The sequence below is a fragment of the Paraburkholderia humisilvae genome (assembly GCF_902859855.1).
Classification (GTDB): Bacteria; Pseudomonadota; Gammaproteobacteria; order Burkholderiales; family Burkholderiaceae; genus Paraburkholderia; species Paraburkholderia humisilvae.
On record NZ_CADIKH010000022.1, the window covers coordinates 99,645 to 117,184 of the forward strand.

The 17,540-nt window shown below is 62.6% G+C and carries 15 protein-coding genes; 13 read left to right on the top strand and 2 right to left on the bottom strand.

Going from position 1 to position 17,540, the window contains the following annotated elements:
• Positions 1-35: 35 nt before the first annotated feature.
• Positions 36-728, bottom strand: a complete 693-nt coding sequence (locus HV796_RS22980; RefSeq protein WP_175228805.1) for a FadR/GntR family transcriptional regulator — start codon at positions 726-728, stop codon at positions 36-38.
• Between the two features lie 242 nt (positions 729-970).
• On the opposite strand from HV796_RS22980, the gene HV796_RS22985 reads away from it, so the two are divergent.
• Genes HV796_RS22985 through HV796_RS22995 form a run of 3 tightly spaced genes read left to right on the top strand, consistent with a single transcriptional unit; the run spans position 971 to position 3,904 of the window.
• Complete coding sequence (locus HV796_RS22985) at positions 971-2,299, top strand: C4-dicarboxylate transporter DctA (protein WP_175228806.1); 1,329 nt, start codon at positions 971-973, stop codon at positions 2,297-2,299.
• A gap of 48 nt (positions 2,300-2,347) precedes the next feature.
• Positions 2,348-3,358, top strand: coding sequence for an allantoicase (gene alc, locus HV796_RS22990; protein ID WP_175228807.1), 1,011 nt, complete (start codon positions 2,348-2,350; stop codon positions 3,356-3,358).
• 42 nt (positions 3,359-3,400) lie between these two features.
• Positions 3,401-3,904 carry an ureidoglycolate lyase gene (locus HV796_RS22995; protein ID WP_175228808.1) on the top strand — a complete coding sequence of 168 codons (504 nt, stop codon included), beginning with the start codon at positions 3,401-3,403 and terminating at the stop codon, positions 3,902-3,904.
• Between the two features lie 130 nt (positions 3,905-4,034).
• On the opposite strand, the gene fur is transcribed toward HV796_RS22995, so the two are convergent.
• A complete protein-coding gene (gene fur / locus HV796_RS23000) occupies positions 4,035-4,463 on the bottom strand; it encodes a ferric iron uptake transcriptional regulator (RefSeq protein ID WP_134192345.1) in 429 nt (142 codons plus the stop codon).
• 172 nt (positions 4,464-4,635) lie between these two features.
• On the opposite strand from fur, the gene HV796_RS23005 reads away from it, so the two are divergent.
• The 10 genes from HV796_RS23005 to HV796_RS23050 all read left to right on the top strand — a co-directional run.
• A complete protein-coding gene (locus HV796_RS23005; protein WP_175228809.1) occupies positions 4,636-5,538 on the top strand; it encodes an outer membrane protein assembly factor BamE in 903 nt (300 codons plus the stop codon).
• Between the two features lie 202 nt (positions 5,539-5,740).
• Complete coding sequence (gene dapB / locus HV796_RS23010) at positions 5,741-6,538, top strand: 4-hydroxy-tetrahydrodipicolinate reductase (RefSeq protein WP_175228810.1); 798 nt, start codon at positions 5,741-5,743, stop codon at positions 6,536-6,538.
• A gap of 43 nt (positions 6,539-6,581) precedes the next feature.
• Positions 6,582-7,298 (top strand): MotA/TolQ/ExbB proton channel family protein, encoded by a 717-nt coding sequence (locus HV796_RS23015; RefSeq protein ID WP_175228811.1) that lies wholly within the window; start codon positions 6,582-6,584, stop codon positions 7,296-7,298.
• A gap of 35 nt (positions 7,299-7,333) precedes the next feature.
• On the top strand, positions 7,334-7,831 hold the full coding sequence (locus tag HV796_RS23020) for an ExbD/TolR family protein (RefSeq protein WP_175228812.1): 498 nt from the start codon (positions 7,334-7,336) through the stop codon (positions 7,829-7,831).
• A 235-nt stretch (positions 7,832-8,066) separates the two neighbouring features.
• A complete protein-coding gene (leuS, locus tag HV796_RS23025; RefSeq protein ID WP_175228813.1) occupies positions 8,067-10,661 on the top strand; it encodes a leucine--tRNA ligase in 2,595 nt (864 codons plus the stop codon).
• Positions 10,662-10,743: 82 nt separating this feature from the next.
• Positions 10,744-11,295 (top strand): LPS-assembly lipoprotein LptE, encoded by a 552-nt coding sequence (locus tag HV796_RS23030; RefSeq protein WP_175228814.1) that lies wholly within the window; start codon positions 10,744-10,746, stop codon positions 11,293-11,295.
• Between the two features lie 12 nt (positions 11,296-11,307).
• Entirely contained in the window at positions 11,308-12,462 is a 1,155-nt protein-coding gene (gene holA / locus HV796_RS23035; RefSeq protein ID WP_175228815.1) for a DNA polymerase III subunit delta, read from the top strand.
• Positions 12,463-12,633: 171 nt separating this feature from the next.
• On the top strand, positions 12,634-13,905 hold the full coding sequence (locus tag HV796_RS23040) for a glutamate-5-semialdehyde dehydrogenase (protein ID WP_175228816.1): 1,272 nt from the start codon (positions 12,634-12,636) through the stop codon (positions 13,903-13,905).
• Positions 13,906-13,940: 35 nt separating this feature from the next.
• Positions 13,941-14,357 (top strand): CopD family protein, encoded by a 417-nt coding sequence (locus HV796_RS23045; RefSeq protein ID WP_175228817.1) that lies wholly within the window; start codon positions 13,941-13,943, stop codon positions 14,355-14,357.
• A gap of 564 nt (positions 14,358-14,921) precedes the next feature.
• A partial coding sequence (locus tag HV796_RS23050; RefSeq protein WP_425497098.1) for an ESPR-type extended signal peptide-containing protein occupies positions 14,922-17,540 on the top strand: 2,619 nt, incomplete at its 3' end.

Consider the following 17,540-nt stretch of genomic DNA (forward strand, 5'->3'; position numbering starts at 1 on the left):
TTGTCGAAAAGGGCTGCCTGGAACGGTAGCCTTTTTTACTTCTGCGGCGTCGGAAAATACACGCCCGCGCGTTGCGCGGCATTGGCGATATGCGTTTCGATCGCATTGCCCGCCGCGGCTGAATCGCGCGCCCTGAGCGCGTCGAGAATCGCGCGGTGCTCGTGATACGTCGATAGCACCCGTTCGCGCCGATAGAACGGCATGCGCTGGCTTTCCTTCATGATGTCCGCGCTACTGCGCAGCACGGCCTCGATCGCCGCATTGCCGGCGATGTTCACGATTCGCATGTGAAATTCGAAATCGAGCTGAGCGGCTTCGTCGAGTTGATTGGCGACGAGCGCCGCTTGCAGCGCCGCGATGTTTTCCTCGAACCATGCGACGTCGTCCTCGCTGATGGCGAGTGCCGCCATGCGCGCCGCAAAGCCTTCGAGCGCGTAACGCATCTGGTAAGTGTCCGGCGGCGACGACTGGTCGGCGAAACGCCACGGCTGCATGTTCGACGCCTTTGTGCTTTGCACGTACACGCCTTTGCCCGCCCGGATCGCGAGCAGGCCGAGCGCTTCAAGCGTGGTCAGCGCTTCGCGCAACGACGCGCGGCTGATCGATAGCTCTTCGGAAAGCTGGCGCTGCGCGGGTAGCAGGCTGCCGACCGGATAGACGCCGCCTTCGATCCGCTCGCGGATCGTCGCGATGGCGGCGTCGGTGACGGTATGCGGAACGTTCTTCATGGTCGCTTGGGCTCTCTCGCGTGGTCTGACCGGTATTGTAGTCCGCGTTTTCGTCATGCACCTGCTGCATGACGCGAAACGAACGTCCGTGCCGCAAGACAACTTTAAAAGTAGCCGCAAAATGCGCGGGTAAACACCCTCTTTGAGTTTCTTGACGGGACTATATCGGCTTCCTACTATCCAGCATAACAGCGCTGGTCGGACCAGTCTGAACTGAGCATATCCGTAACCGGGAGAAAGCCGTGTTGAAGTTCTTCAATTCGCTGTTTGGCCGGGTGGTGATCGCGCTCGTCGGGGGCATCGTGATCGGCGCGCTATTTCCGCATTTTGCGCAGTCGCTGCGGCCGCTCGGGGACGGTTTCCTGAAGCTGATCAAGATGGTGATCGGGCCGATCGTGTTCTGCGTGGTCGTGAGCGGTATGGCGAACGCAGGCGATCTGAAGAAAGTCGGCCGGGTCGGCGTGAAGGCGGTGGTCTACTTCGAAATCATGACCACGATCGCGCTCGTGATCGGCGCGGCACTCGCGTTTCTGACGCGGCCCGGCGTCGGCATGAATATCGACTTGCATTCGCTCGACGCCGCGTCGCTTGCCACCTACACGGAACATGCGAAGAGCCTGAAGGACACCGCCGGCTTTCTGCTGAAGATCATCCCCGATACCGCGATCGATGCATTCGCGAAGGGTGACATTCTGCAGATTCTCGTGTTCTCGGTGCTGTTCGGCTCCGCGCTGTCGCTGCTCGGTGAGCGTGCGCAGCGCGTCAACGGGTTGATCGAAGAGCTCTCGCATGTGTTCTTCCGGGTGATGAGCTTCATCATCAAGCTCGCGCCGCTCGGCGTGCTCGGCGCGATCGCCTTCACGACCGGTGCGTACGGTGTCGCGTCGCTGAAGCAGCTGGGCATGCTGGTCGTCGTGTTCTACGCGAGCTGCATCGTGTTCGTGGCGGTCGTGCTCGGCATCGTGATGCGGCTGTCCGGCTTGAGCGTGTTCAAGCTGATCCGTTACCTGCGCGAGGAACTGTCGATCGTGCTTGGCACGGCGTCGTCCGATGCGGTGCTGCCGCAGATCATGCGTAAGCTCGAATGGATGGGGGTGAAGGACTCGACCGTCGGCCTTGTGATTCCGACCGGATATTCGTTCAACCTTGACGGCTTCTCGATCTACCTCACGCTTGCGGTGATCTTTATCGCACAAGCGACCAATACGCCACTATCGATGCACGACCTGATCGTCGTGGTGCTGGTGTCGCTGGTGACCTCGAAGGGTGCGCACGGCATTCCGGGTTCCGCGATCGTGATTCTGGCCGCGACGCTTTCCGCGATTCCGGCGATTCCCGTGCTTGGCCTCGTGCTGATCCTGCCGGTCGACTGGTTCGTCGGGATTGCGCGGGCGCTGACGAATCTGATCGGCAACTGTGTCGCGACGGTGGTCGTTGCGTCCTGGGAGTCGGACATCGACAAGGCGCGCGCCCGGCAAGTGCTGAATCTTGCGCCCGGCTACCGCTATATCGCCGCCGAAACCGAAACGCCTGCGGAGGCGCAGCACCACGGCCATGCGCACGCGGTGTAACAGCAACCTCGCCTAAAACAGCATTCATCGACTGATCGAGTAAACATCATGGCTCAACCTGCTCTCGACCCGCATGCCCCCGCTTTCACGCGTCGCTATATGAACCTCGCCGATCCGCGGCTGGGCGCCCAGGCGCTCTTCGCGAGCGACGAGTTCTTTGCGCCGAAGGAGCGCATGCTCGACCCTCAGCCGGCCGTGTTCATTCCCGGCAAATACGACGATCACGGCAAGTGGATGGACGGCTGGGAAACGCGCCGCAAACGCACGACGGGCCACGACTACTGCGTGCTGCGGCTGGCGCGGCCCGGCGTCGTGCACGGGGTCGATCTGGATACGAGCCATTTCACCGGCAATTTTCCGCCGGCCGCATCGATCGAGGGTTGCTGCACGGACGCCGACGTGCCGCCGGATCAGGCCGACTGGCAGACGATGCTGCCGCCGACCACGCTGCAAGGCAATCAGCATCACTTTGTCGAAATTGACGATGCGCGGGTGTTCACGCATGTGCGCGTCAATCTGTACCCGGACGGCGGCCTCGCGCGACTGCGCGTGTACGGTCAGCCCAAGCGCGATTGGGAGCGCGTCGAGCGCGGCACGCTGGTCGATCTGGCGGCAATTGAGAACGGCGCCTATCTGGTTGCCGCGAACAACCAGCATTTTGGGCCGGCTTCGCAGATGCTGATGCCCGGCCGCGGCGTGAACATGGGTGATGGCTGGGAAACGCGGCGCCGTCGCGAACCCGGCAACGACTGGGCGATCGTCGCGTTGGCGCGGCCGAGCACGATCCGCAAGGTCGAAGTCGATACTGCGCACTTCAAGGGCAATTTCCCGGACCGTTGTTCGCTGCAGGCCGCAACGGTCAGCGGCGGTACGGATGAATCGCTCGTCACGCAGGCGATGTTCTGGGCGGTGCTGCTTCCGGAGCAGAAGCTGCAAATGGACCACGTCCATACGTTCGGCGCCGAACTGGCGGCGCTCGGCCCGGTCACGCATGTACGATTCAATATCTACCCGGACGGCGGCGTGTCTCGCCTGCGTCTGTGGGGGGACGTGGCATAGCGGATATAACGGTGAACGGACCTGCGGGACGGAGTAGCGGCGATGAATACACTGCGGATCGAGCGGCTCACGCGCGAAGCCTTCGCGCCGTTCGGCGATGTGATCGAACTGGATGGCGCACGGCATTATCCGATCAATGGCGGTACGACCGAGCGCTACCACGACCTGGCACGCGTCGACGTTGGCGACACAGGCGGACGGCCGCTGATCAACGTATTTCGCGGGCAGCCGCGCGCGTTGCCAATCGAAATCTCGATGATGGAGCGGCATCCGTTAGGCAGCCAGGCGTTTTTGCCGCTCGCCGACGTGCGCTACGCGATCGTGGTGGCCCCGGCGGGTGCACTGGACCCTTCGCGCTTGCGCGCGTTCGTCAGCGTCGGGTGGCAAGGTGTCAACTATGCGAAAGGTGTCTGGCATCATCCGCTGCTTGCGCTCGACCGCATCAGCGATTTCATCGTGATCGATCGTGGCGGCGAAGGGCCGAATTGCGATGAAGAAATGCTGCCTGAGCCTTGGCGCCTCGTGCTGGAGCCGAGTTTCGCCTGAAGGAGCGCGCGACGCAGTCGGCCTGACGAAAAGAGACCCGCCCGATTTTTCATCGGACGGGTCTTTTTAGCATCATCGGGCGCCGGTTCGACTGACCTGTTCACGGCTCCTGCGGAGGCAAGCGCATCAATCAATGCTTGCGATGCGGGCAGTTTTCCTTCGTACATGCGCCATATAGCGCGAGCGCATGTTCCTGGAGCCGGAAACCGCGCGCCTTCGCGATCGACTGCTGGCGGCTTTCGATTTCGGGGTCGAAGAATTCCTCGACCAGACCGCAATCGATGCACACCAGATGATCGTGGTGCGTCCCTTCGTTCAGCTCAAAAACCGCTTTGCCCGATTCGAAATTGCTCCGCGTGAGCAGTCCCGCCTGCTCGAACTGCGTGAGCACGCGATAAACCGTCGCGAGGCCGATATCCAGCTCTTCGTGCAGCAGATTGCGGTATACGTCTTCGGCGGTCAGGTGCCGTACCGGGCTGTGCTGGAAGATCTCAAGAATCTTGAGGCGCGGTAGGGTCGCCTTGAGCCCGATATTCTTGAGATCGGTTGGATTGGTCATGGCAAGGGATCCCTAGAGTACAATGCAGGGTTCTAATAGTAATTCGATTTGCCGTTCAGGTCATCTTCGACGGAAACTGCGCGGTTCAGTGGCGGCTTATTTAGCGGCTAACGGAGCCGGCTCGGTGAGGGAAATGATTCCAAAATCTGTAATGTTCTACCGGGGGAGCCGCATGCGGGGTACCTTGATCGCCGCGGCGGCCGTAGCGCTGGTTGCCGGGTGTTCCACGTACGATAGCGTTTCGCAGAGAATCGCGCAGAGCATCACGCCGTATCGCATCACTGTCGTGCAGGGCAATTTCGTGTCGAGGGAAGCGGCCGCGCAAATGCAGGTCGGCATGTCGCGCGCGCAGGTGCGCCAGCTACTCGGTACACCGCTGCTTACCGACATGTTCCATGCGGACCGTTGGGATTACCTGTTCTATTTCAAGCGCGGCTCGACGTCGGTTGTGCAGCAGCGCGACTTTGTCGTGCACTTTGAGAACGACCGCGTCGCAAGCTGGTCGGGCGGTGAAGATCTGCCGTCAAACCTCGAACTGCTCGCGGAAATTGACGGTGACAAGCTCGGCAAGAAGGCCAAGGTCGTCGTAGCGGCGAGCGGTGCGAGTGCGCCAGCGGCGACCGCGACTGCGGCCGCTTCTGGCGCATCCGCGGCGGATGCTGCAGAAGCGCAGTCGCCTGGCGTTCCGGACCCGGCGCTTTCGCCGACCGCCGAGGCGGCACAGGCGGGCAATCTGCCGCCCGAAGACCCGAACGCGCAGGCGGCGCAGGCCGCGAACCGGCTGACGAACGCCGTCCAGGCGCCGGCACGGGGTACGACGCCGTCGGTGCGCGTCGGCAACCCGCAGTCGAATGGCGGCGTGCCGCAGAATGCGACGGCGCCGGGCCAGCCGCAGTTCCACTTCCAGCGGCCGGCGCCGCCGCAGATTCAAGGTGTGCCGCAGGACAATCCGGTCGGGCCCACTGGACCAACCGGACCCACCGGGCCAACCGAGCCCACGGGACCAACTGGCCCGCAGGGCGGCGACTCACAAGCGCCGGCTACCCCGCCGGCCCAGTCGCAGCCGTCGTCCTGATTTTCTGATCGATGCAGGGAACGGGCGGCGCGACGCGCGGTCCGTTTCTTCAGTGCGGTTGGCTGCGATCGTCATTGGCGTCCATTGCGCTGTCGCCGCGGCGACAGCGCAAGTAAAAAGGCGTTGATCTCACCGCGTTGCCTCTGTCAGCGTTTTTTCGCCCTCGTTTTTCGCCCTTTTTGTCACGCAGGTCGAGTCAGCCATGAAAATTGCCATTGCCGGCGCATCGGGCCGTATGGGCCGCATGCTTGTCGAAACCGTTCTGAACGAGCCTGACATGACGCTTTCGGGCGTGCTTGATCGCGCGGGCACGTCACAACTGGGCCAGGACGCGGGCGCATTTCTCGGCAAGCAGACGGGCGTCGCATTGACTGACGATATCGACGGCGTGCTTGCACGATCCGATTGTCTGATCGACTTCACGCGCCCGGCAGGGACGATCGCGCACGTCGAAGCGGCGCTGCGCCACAACGTGAAGCTGGTGATCGGCACGACGGGCTTCGACGAAGCGCAAAAAGCGCAGTTGCGCGCCGCGGCCGACAAGGTCGGCATCGTGTTTTCGTCGAATATGAGCGTTGGCGTCAATGTCACGCTAAAGCTGCTGGAATTCGCGGCACGCCATTTCGCGCACGGCTACGACATCGAGATTATCGAGGCGCACCATCGTCATAAGGTCGATGCGCCGTCGGGTACCGCGCTGACGATGGGAGAAACGATCGCCCACGCGCTCGGCCGCAAGCTCGACGATTGCGCGGTGTACGGCCGTCATGGCGTAACCGGTGAACGCGATCCGTCGACGATCGGTTTTTCCGCGATCCGCGGCGGCGATATCGTCGGCGACCATACGGTATTGTTCGCCGGCACCGGTGAGCGCGTCGAGATCACGCACAAATCGGCGAGCCGGCTGTCGTATGCGCAGGGCGCGCTGCGCGCGGCGCGGTTTCTCGCGGGGCGTGCGAACGGTCTGTACGATATGCAGGACGTGCTGGGCTTGCGCTGAGTGGCCGCGTTGGCCGCCTTCCCGTTTCGAATAGCGAGGTCAGATGGCTAGCACCGGCATCCTCCACTATCTGCAAACCAGTGATGCGATCACGCACGGCGTCGCGTATGTGCTGGCGGCCATGTCGATTGCCAGCTGGTGCTTTCTGATCGTCAAAGGCTGGATGCTCGGGCGCGCGAAGCGCCAGGCATCGCGCGCGATCGCGATGTTCTGGCAGGCGTCGACGTTGTCCGATGGGATTGCCGCGCTGCGGCGCGCCGATAGCGAGCGCGTTTTCACGCCGTTGGCGGAAGCCGCACTGCGCGCGTCGGAAACCGAAACGCCGGGTGCGATGCTCGCGCGCGTCGAGCGCAGTGAACGTGTGCTGCGCGCATTGCGCGAGGCGCTCAGCCAGTCGCAGCGGCGGCTGGAGTTCGGGCAGGTGCTGCTGGCGTCGGTCGGCAGCACGGCGCCGTTTGTCGGCTTGCTCGGCACCGTATGGGGCATTTATCACGCGCTGGGCAGTATCGCGGAGAGCGGGCAGGCGATGATCGAAAATGTCGCCGGGCCGGTCGGCGAGGCGTTGATCATGACGGCTTTCGGGCTCGTCGTGGCGATTCCGGCTGTGCTTGCGTACAACGTGCTCGGGCGCCTCGTGCGGCAGCTTTCCGAAGAGCTCGACGGTTTTGCTCACGACTTGCACGCGTACGTGTGCGCCCCTGCCGAACGGCCGCGCGACATCACCGGGCAGGCGAGCCGCAATGCCGCCGCGCAACGGTGATACGGGCGCAACCGCGCCGCGAAGCGGAGAACAGCATGGCATTCGGCGGACTCGACAAGCACAAGACAGCCGCACCGATGGCGGACATCAACATGACGCCGCTGATCGACGTCATGCTCGTGCTGCTCGTTATTTTCATCATCACCGCGCCGCTTTTCACGCATGCGATCAAACTGGATTTACCGCGCGTGGCGGCGTCCGAGGCGCGCGAGACGCCGCAGACGGTGACGTTGTCGATCGATGCGGCGGGGAAAATCTACTGGAATGACAAGCCAGTCACGCTCGATGAAATGCGTGCGCGGTTCACCGAAGCGGGCAAGCAGAAGGAACAGCCGGAGATCCATCTGCGCGCCGAGCGAAGCACACGCTATGAAGTGATCGCGCAGGTGATGGGCGCGGCGCAGCAGGCGGGGCTCGAGCGTATCGGGTTTGTGACGCAGCCGCCGGTGGCCGGCCATTCGGGCAGCGCAGCGGACGGCGCTCCTGCCGACGCCACCAGCAAGCCGACTGGCGGCTCGCGCTCCCCGCCTTGAAGCCCTGGCGTCATTCACACGCTTCACTGCGGCCATTTGTCGGGTGAAACGCGCGGGCGCGACCCGAGCACCCGCTCGCCGATCCCTATCGTTCGCCTGCCACAGGCGTGAGGCGCGCCCCGTTCCGAACGGTATAATCCTCGCTTTCCCCTTAATACAGGGGATCGCCGACATTTCACATCCAGCCGAGCACCCGTCCGGTGCATCAGCACCGAGCGAGCGACACCACCGAACCATGCACGAAAAATACGTTCCCTCCGACGTCGAAAAGGCCGCGCAAGCGCAATGGCGCGCGACCGCCGCCTACAAAACGACGGAAGCCGCCAGCAAGCCCAAGTTCTACTGCGTGTCGATGCTGCCGTACCCGTCGGGCAAGCTGCACATGGGGCACGTACGCAACTACACGATCAACGACGTGATGTACCGCTATCTGCGGATGAACGGCTACAACACGCTGATGCCGATGGGCTGGGACGCGTTCGGCATGCCGGCCGAAAACGCCGCGATGGCGAACAATGTGCCGCCGGCGAAGTGGACATACGACAACATCGCGTACATGAAGGGGCAGATGCAGTCGATGGGCCTCGCGATCGACTGGTCACGCGAGGTCACCACCTGCAAGCCCGACTACTACAAGTGGAATCAGTGGCTGTTCCTGAAGCTGCTCGAGAAGGGTATCGCGTACAAGAAGACCGGCACGGTGAACTGGGACCCGGTCGATCAGACCGTGCTGGCGAACGAGCAGGTGATCGACGGCCGCGGCTGGCGCTCGGGCGCGCCGGTCGAGAAGCGCGAAATCCCGATGTACTACATGCGCATCACACAGTACGCGGATGAACTGCTGAGCGACCTCGAAGGCCTTGGCTGGCCCGAGCGCGTGAAGGTGATGCAGCAGAACTGGATCGGCAAGAGCTTCGGCGTGAATTTCGGCTTCCCGTACGAGATCGACGGCGAGAAGAAGCTGCTGCGTGTGTTCACCACGCGCGCCGATACGATCATGGGCGTGACGTTCTGCGCGGTCGCCGCCGAGCATCCGCTCGCGACGCGGCTGGCACAGGACAAGCCCGAACTGCTGGCCTTCATCGACGAATGCAAGCACGGCGGCGTCGCCGAAGCGGACATGGCGACGATGGAAAAGAAAGGCATGGCGACCGGCTTCCATGTCACGCATCCGCTCACGCAGGAGCCGGTCGAGGTGTGGATCGGCAACTACGTGCTGATGAGCTACGGCGAAGGCGCGGTAATGGGCGTGCCGGCGCACGACGAGCGCGACTTCGCGTTTGTGAAGAAATACGGCATTCCGGTCAGGCAGGTAGTCGCGGTCGCAGGCAAGACGTTCTCGACCGACGCGTGGCAGGAGTGGTACGGCGACAAGGAAAACGGCGTACTGATCAACAGTGGCAAGTACGACGGGCTGAACTACCAGCAGGCCGTCGACGCGATTGCGGTCGATCTGAAAACGCTTGGCTACGGCGACAAGCAGATTACGTATCGCCTGCGCGACTGGGGCATTTCGCGCCAACGGTACTGGGGCACGCCGATCCCGATCATCCACTGTCCGACGTGCGGCGACGTGCCGGTGCCCGAGCAGGATTTGCCGGTCGTGCTGCCTGAAGACCTCGTGCCGGACGGTACGGGCAACCCGCTTGCAAAGTCTGAAGCATTCGTGAATTGCACGTGCCCGACATGCGGCGGCGCCGCGAAGCGCGAAACGGACACGATGGACACATTCGTCGATTCGGCCTGGTACTTCTACCGCTATGCGGCGCCGGATGCGAAGACGATGGTCGACGCACGCACGGACTACTGGATGCCAATGGATCAATACATCGGCGGCATCGAGCACGCGATTCTGCACCTGCTGTACTCGCGCTTCTGGGCGAAGGTGTCGCGCGACCTTGGCATCGTCAGCTTCGGCGAGCCCGCGAAGAATCTGCTGACGCAAGGGATGGTGCTGAACGAGACGTTCTATCGTGAGGACAAGGCAGGCAAGAAGACCTGGTATAACCCGGCTGACGTGGCCGTCACGCATGACGACAAAGGGCGTCCGGTCGGTGCCACGCTGAATGCCGACAGCCAGCCGGTCGAGCTGGGCGGTGTCGAGAAGATGTCGAAATCGAAGAACAATGGCGTCGACCCGCAGGTGCTGATCGACCAGTACGGCGCCGACACCGCGCGTCTGTTCACGATGTTCGCGGCCCCGCCGGAGCAGCAGCTCGAGTGGTCGGGCGCGGGCGTTGAGGGCGCAAGCCGCTTTCTGCGCCGTTTGTGGACATTTGCGCAGGCGAATCAGGCGGTGCTGAGCGCGCGCGCGTCGTTCGATGCCGCGCAGCTGAAGGAATCCGGCAAAGCGCTGCGCCGTGAGATTCACAGCGTGCTGAAGCAGGCCGACTTCGACTATCAGCGTTTGCAGTACAACACCGTCGTATCGGCCGCGATGAAGATGCTCAACGCCATTGAAGGGGCGCGCGACGTGCCACCCTGCGTGCTGCGTGAGACGTATGGCATCTTGCTGCGTGTGCTGTACCCGGTCGTGCCGCACGTCACGTTCCAGTTGTGGCAGGAGCTCGGGTACGCGGAAGAATCGGGTACGCTGCTCGACGCATCCTGGCCAAAGGTCGACGAAACGGCGCTCGAGCAGGCAGAGATCGAGCTGGTGCTGCAGGTGAATGGCAAAGTGCGTGGTGCGTTGACCGTTGCGAAGGACGCCGCGCGCGAAGCGATCGAACAGGCCGCGCTTGCGCATGAGATGTTCGCGAAGTTCGGCGAAGGGCGGCCGGCGAAGAAGGTGATTATCGTGCCGGGCCGGCTCGTCAATATCGTCGCGTGATGGCAGCGCGCATGGATGGGAGCTCACGCATTTGTCGCGTCTCGCCGATCGCCGCGGAATTAACCGCGAACCAGGAGCCAAAGTGACTCGCAGATCGTTTCTGACGCTCGCATGCGGCGTAGTGATGCTGTCCGCCTGTGGCTTCCAGCTGCGCGGCCAGGAGGACTACGCGTTCAAGCGGCTCGCCATCAGCGGCGCGGCGCCGGCGTTTTCCGCACGCTTGACCCGCATTATCCAGGGCGGCAGCGACACGGTCGTCGTGACTTCGCCCGCGAACGCCGACGCGATACTGCGGATCACGGAGTCACTCGGCAGCAGCGTGCTGACGCTGAATTCCCTTGGCGTGGTCGAGGAATATGCGTTGTCCTATTCGATCACGTACTCGCTGGTCGGCAAGGACGGGACCCTGTTGATTCCGCCCAGCGTGATCTCGTTGAACCGGGCAATGACCTATAGCGACCAGTTCTCGCAGTCGAAGGCGGCCGAGGCTGACATTCTCTATGCGGACATGCGTAACGATGCGGTCGATCAGCTTTGGCGGCGCCTTGCGATTGTGAAGTCGCTGCATCCGGAACCGGGCCAGGAAGTGCCGGCCGTGGTGCCGCGCGCGCCATTGCCGCCGCCGCCGCTTTAAGGGTGGTTTGCCATGCAACTGCGACTTGATGCGCTTGAATCGCACCTCGCGAAAGGGCTCGCCGGCCTCTATGTCGTGTACGGCGACGAGCATCTGCTCGCACAGGAAGCCTGCGACCGGATTCGAGCCGCGGCGCGCGCGGCGGGCTTTTCGGACCGCAATGTGTTTACGGTCGAGCGCGGCTTCGACTGGAGCACGCTGCTGGGCGCGAGTCAGTCGATGTCGTTATTCGGCGATCGGCAACTGGTCGAACTGCGCATTCCGACCGGGAAGCCCGGCAAGGACGGTGCGGAGGCGATCAAGACGCTCGCGGACGCGTCGAATCCCGATGTGCTGACGCTTGTCACGCTGCCGCGGCTCGACGCGGCGACGCAAAAGGCGGGCTGGTTCACCGCGCTTGCCGACGCAGGCGTTGCGCTGAAGATCGATCCAGTCGAGCGTGCGCAGTTGCCTAACTGGATCGGGCAACGCCTCGCGCTGCAGCAGCAGCGCGTCGTGCCGGGCGACGAAGGACGGCGGGCGCTGCAATTCATGGCGGAGCGGGTCGAAGGCAACCTGCTCGCGGCGCATCAGGAAATTCAAAAGCTTGGGCTGCTGTATCCGACCGGCGTGCTGACGTTCGAACAGATCCACGACGCGGTGCTGAATGTCGCGCGCTACGACGTGTTCAAGCTGAATGAAGCGATGCTGGCGGGCGACGTCGGTCGCCTGTCGCGGATGCTTGACGGCTTGCGGGGTGAAGGCGAGGCGGCAGTGCTGGTGCTATGGGCGGTGGTTGAGGAGATCCGCACGCTGCTGCGCATTAAACGCGGCGTCGCGGCGGGCAAGCCGCTCGCGATGCTGACACGTGAGAACCGCGTTTGGGGGCCGCGCGAGCGGTTGATCGGGCCGGCCTTGTCGCGCGTGACGGAGAGCGCGCTGGAGAAGGCGCTCGGGCTGGCTGCGCGGCTGGATCGGCAGGTGAAGGGGCTGTCCGGCAGCACGCCGGGCAACCGCGCCGGCGATCCGCCCCCCGATCCGTGGGCGGGACTGTTCGAGCTCGCCATGACGGTGGCAGCGCCGGCTCGTGCGGACAAAGCCACGCATGCGGCGGGTGTTTCGCCGCGAGTGCCGGCGGGCGGCGGGCGACCGTCGCCGGCGCCGGGCTCCGCGAGGCGGCCGTCTTAACTGCTGCGACGGCAGGCCGGCAGCGTGCCCGCACCTGTGTTGTTCGCGCGGCGACACGTGTCCAATCGACTCAACGCGACGCACACATCGCTTCCTCGACTTACAATCGACGCAACGTTCGCTAACTGACAGCGGCTGTGCCTGAAGCGGCACGGTCCGACGAGAATCACCATGGATATCGACCAGTACATGACCGACCTCGGGCGCCGCGCACGCCGTACCTCACGCGCGATGGCGCGGGCGTCGACGGCGGCGAAGAATGCGGCGCTCGAGGCGGTCGCCCAGGCCATCGAGCGCGACGCGGCGGTGTTGAAGGAAGCCAACGCGCGCGATGTCGCCCGCGCCCGGGAGAAAGGTCAGGATGCGGCGTTCGTCGACCGGTTGACGCTTTCGGACAAGGCACTGAAGACGATGGTCGAAGGCTTGCGGCAGGTTGCCGCGCTGCCGGATCCGATTGGTGAAATCAGCAATCTGAAATACCGGCCGAGCGGGATTCAGGTCGGTCAGATGCGCGTGCCGCTCGGGGTGATTGGCATCATCTACGAATCGCGGCCGAATGTGACGATCGACGCGGCGGCGCTGTGTCTGAAGTCAGGCAACGCGACGATTTTGCGCGGCGGTTCAGAAGCGCTCGAATGCAATACGGCGCTCGCGAAGCTGATCGGTGAAGGGCTCGACGCGGCCGGTTTGCCGCAGGACGCGGTGCAAGTTGTCGCGACATCGGATCGCGCGGCGGTGGGCAAGCTGATCACGATGACCGAATACATCGACGTGATCGTGCCGCGCGGCGGCAAGAGCCTGATCGCGCGGCTGATGGAAGAAGCACGCGTGCCGATGATCAAGCACCTCGACGGTATTTGCCATGTGTATGTGGACGATCGGGCCGATATCGCGAAGGCGATGAATGTCTGCGATAACGCGAAGACCCATCGCTACGGCACGTGCAATACGATGGAAACGCTGCTGGTTGCGCGTGGCATTGCCGCGGACGTGCTGCCGGCGCTCGGCAAACTCTATCGACAAAAGGATGTGGAACTGCGCGTGGACCCCGCGGCGCGCGCGGTGCTGCACGCTGCCGGCGTCGCACCGCTGGTCGATGCGACCGAAGAGGACTGGCGCACCGAGTACCTTGCACCGGTTCTGGCGGTGAAGATCGTCGAAGGCGTTGACGAAGCGATCGAGCACATCAACACGTACGGGTCGGCGCACACCGATGCGATCGTCACCGACGATCACGATCGGGCAATGCAATTCCTTCGTGAAGTGGATTCGGCCAGCGTGATGGTCAATGCATCGACGCGCTTTGCCGACGGGTTCGAGTTCGGCCTGGGTGCCGAGATCGGTATTTCCAACGACAAGCTGCACGCGCGCGGGCCGGTCGGCCTCGACGGTTTGACTTCATTGAAGTATGTGGTGTTGGGTCATGGCGAGGGACGTCAGTAAGCATTGCTCACATTCGAACGACAAAGGACTCGCCGATGCTCTGGATCAAAACGTTTCACATTGTATTGATCGCCGCATGGTTTGCCGGCTTGTTCTATCTGCCGCGGATCTTCGTCAATCTCGCGATGGAAACGGAGCCTGCGGCGATCGCCCGATTGCTGATCATGGCCCGCAAGCTGTTCCGATTCATGTCGTTCATCGCGGTGCCGGCGCTTGCCTGCGGACTGTGGCTATGGCTTGCGGTCGGGATCGGGCGCGGGCAAGGCTGGATTCACGCGAAGGTCGGCGTGGTGGTGCTATTGATCGGTTACCACGCCTATTGCGGTGTGCTGTTGCGGCGCTTCGAACGCGGTGAGAATCGCCGTTCGCATAAGTGGTATCGCATGTTCAATGAATTGCCCGTGCTGGGCATGCTGGCGGCTGTGGCGCTGGTCGTCATCAAACCCTTCTGATATCCGAGCTGTTCGCTGTCCTGCTAACGTTCTGCTGCTCGAATTGCCGATAGACGCGCTTTCGGTTGAGCGACCCTCTTGCGCCCGCGCATAGCGTATCAACCCCCTCCTTTCTCCCATTTGCCTTGCTCCCACTGCACGGGAACGGTTGCACGCCGCCGATGCGATTGCGCAGCCAGACGCCCTCAATAAATTCTTTCGTATTCCTTTCTTTGGCACTTATTCACCCCTTGTTGTTGCTTTAATGCAATAAGGTTTGCTGACAAGGTGCCGATTCGGAGTATTCCGATATCGGCGCGAAAGGGGCACAAATAAAGTTCACCTCGCGGTAGATGGGTTGGGCAGATTGTCTGCTCTCCAAACTATCCAACTCTGCGGCTCCGATCGATTGATATAGGACGGCGATTCGCGACCGTTCTGTCCCGGAGCCTGGTCTCCAGTATTCAGTTTCGTTAGCTAACGGCACCGTTCGGGCGGCGCCGCGGGATGTGTTGCACATCACCGCGTGATCACTCCATAAGTGATCAGGTATGCGAATCATCTATATATTTTTAGGATTGCTTGATGAATAAGGCTTATCGGTCAGTTTGGAATGAATCCACCGGTACGTGGATGGCGGTGCAGGAGAATGCGAAGGGGCGAGGGAAGACTGCTGGCAAAGTGGCGACTGCGATTGTTGTCACCGCCATCTCCGGCCTTGCTTCACAAGAAAGCAGCGCAGCCATGATATTCAATAATCAACCGGGAACCGTGTGCTATAGCATTCAGGACAGCACGATCTATAACGGTGCAGCTACCGCTGACAATTGCAAGGTCGGTGCTGAGGGTTCCAGCAAGGTTGCGACAGGAATTGCCTACGGAAACGCACCGGGTTCGGTCTCGCCCGGTGCGAACATCTACGTCTATAGCTCCACTTCACACGCCGGAAAGGACGATAACGTACCTGCTCAAGACTCCATGAGTATCGGCGGCTATCTCGATGTTTGGAAAACCACGACGTTCCACAGTGCCGTCGATATGCAGGGACAGAAGGTTTCCAACCTGGCTGCGGGTACGTCCGGTGCTGATGCCGTGAACGTCGCACAATTGAAAGAAGCGGGTCTGAATGTCGACACGTCGGGCAACGTGACGAACTCGTTCGTTGCGTACGACAATTCGACCATGGGTAAAATCACGCTGGCCGGCGGTACGGCCGGCACGTCGATTACGAACGTGAAGGCAGGCACAATCAACGCTTCCAGCACGGACGCAATCAACGGTTCCCAGCTGTACAACACAGCCAGCAGTACGGCGGCTGCGCTTGGCGGCAGTTCAGCGGTGAATGCGGACGGCTCACTCTCCAAACCCGAATACACGGTGGGCGGCAAAACCGTTGACGGTGTCGATGGCGCAGTCAACGCGCTTGACAGCCGCATTACCGATGCCACAGCGTCGACCGCGCAAATTGCTGACAAGCTGAAGTACGTCAAATTCGGTCAAACCAACGCAATGGACGCGACCGCTGCCGGTCAGGACGCCGTTGCAATCGGTGGCTTTGCTCAGGCAATGAGCGACGGCGCCCTCGCAATCGGCGCAAACGCCCGTGCGATGGCGACGAATTCCGTCGCTGTCGGTTACGGCTCGTCGGCCACCCAGGCCAATACTTTTGCCGTAGGCTCTGCGACCTCCAAACGCCGCATCGTAAACGTTGCGGACGCAACCGGTGTCAGTGACGCGGTCACGCTCGGCCAGATGAACACGGCCATTGGCGCGGCGATCGCCAGCAATGGCGTGCAGAGCAACGGCATGCTCCGTTCTTCCATGATGCTGCTCGGCGCGACGCAGTCCAGCAAGACGCCGGACCAACTGATCGTCTCGGGCCCGACCACGCTGTCAACTCCGACCGACGCGATCGGCAAAAACGGCATCGCAATCGGTCTGAACTCGCACGCCAATGCGGACAACGCTGTGGCAGCCGGTCAGAACGTCAGCGTGCTGGGCGCGAATGGTGTGGCGGTCGGCCAGAACATCGCCGTCGGTGCAGATTCCGCTGTCGCGATTGGCGTTGCAACTTCGGTCGCGTCGGAAAATGCTGTTGCCATCGGTAGTAACGGTACCGAAGTCAACACCGGTGCGGCGAACGCCGTCGCGATCGGCAGCGGTGTGTCGGTGGGCGGCGAGAATTCAGTCGGTATCGGCAGCAACATCGTCGTCGGCACCGCGAACAGCGTGGTGCTGGGTGCGAACAGCTCGGACGACAATCGTGCGAACACGGTGTCAGTCGGTTCGTCCGCCGTGCCGGGCATGGGGACGGGCCTCGTGCGTCGCCAGATCATCAACGTAGCGGCCGGTACGCAAGACTACGACGCTGTCAATGTGTCGCAGTTGAAGGGCGTGACGTCGACGCTCGGCGGCGGTGCGGGCGTCAACACGGACGGCTCGATCAGGAAGCCGACGTACAACGTCGCGGGCGGCACCTACTCGGATGTCGGCTCGGCACTCGCTGCGGTCGATATGAAGGCAGCCGCAGGCTCGGTCGATGCGGTCAAGTACGACACCTCGGCGCATGACAAGGTCACATTCAATGGCACGAGCGGCACGAAGCTGTCGAACGTGATGGCGGGAACGGCCGACCTGGACGCGGTGAACCTCGCGCAGCTGAAAGCAGCGGGCCTGAACGTTGACACATCGGGCAATGTGACGAACGCGTTCGTCGCTTATGACGATTCGACCCAGGGCAAGGTCACGCTGGCAGGCGGCACGGCCGGCACGACGCTCACCAACGTGAAGGCGGGCGCACTGAACGCGACTAGCACCGACGCGGTGAACGGCGCGCAACTGTATGCGACGAACCAGAACGTGAGCTCGCTGAACACGCAGATCACGAACATCAACGGCGAACTGGCCGACACGGTGAAGTATGACGCGTCCTCACATGACAAGGTGACGCTGGCGGGCGGCACGAACGGCACGACGATCACGAACGTGAAGGCGGGCTCGGCCGACTCGGACGCGGTGAACCTCGCGCAGCTGAAAGCGGCGGGCCTGAACGTTGACACATCGGGCAACGTAACGAACGCGTTCGTCGCATACGACGATTCGACCCAGGGCAAGGTCACGCTGGCAGGCGGCACGGCCGGCACGACGCTCACCAACGTGAAGGCGGGCGCACTGAACGCGACTAGCACCGACGCGGTGAACGGC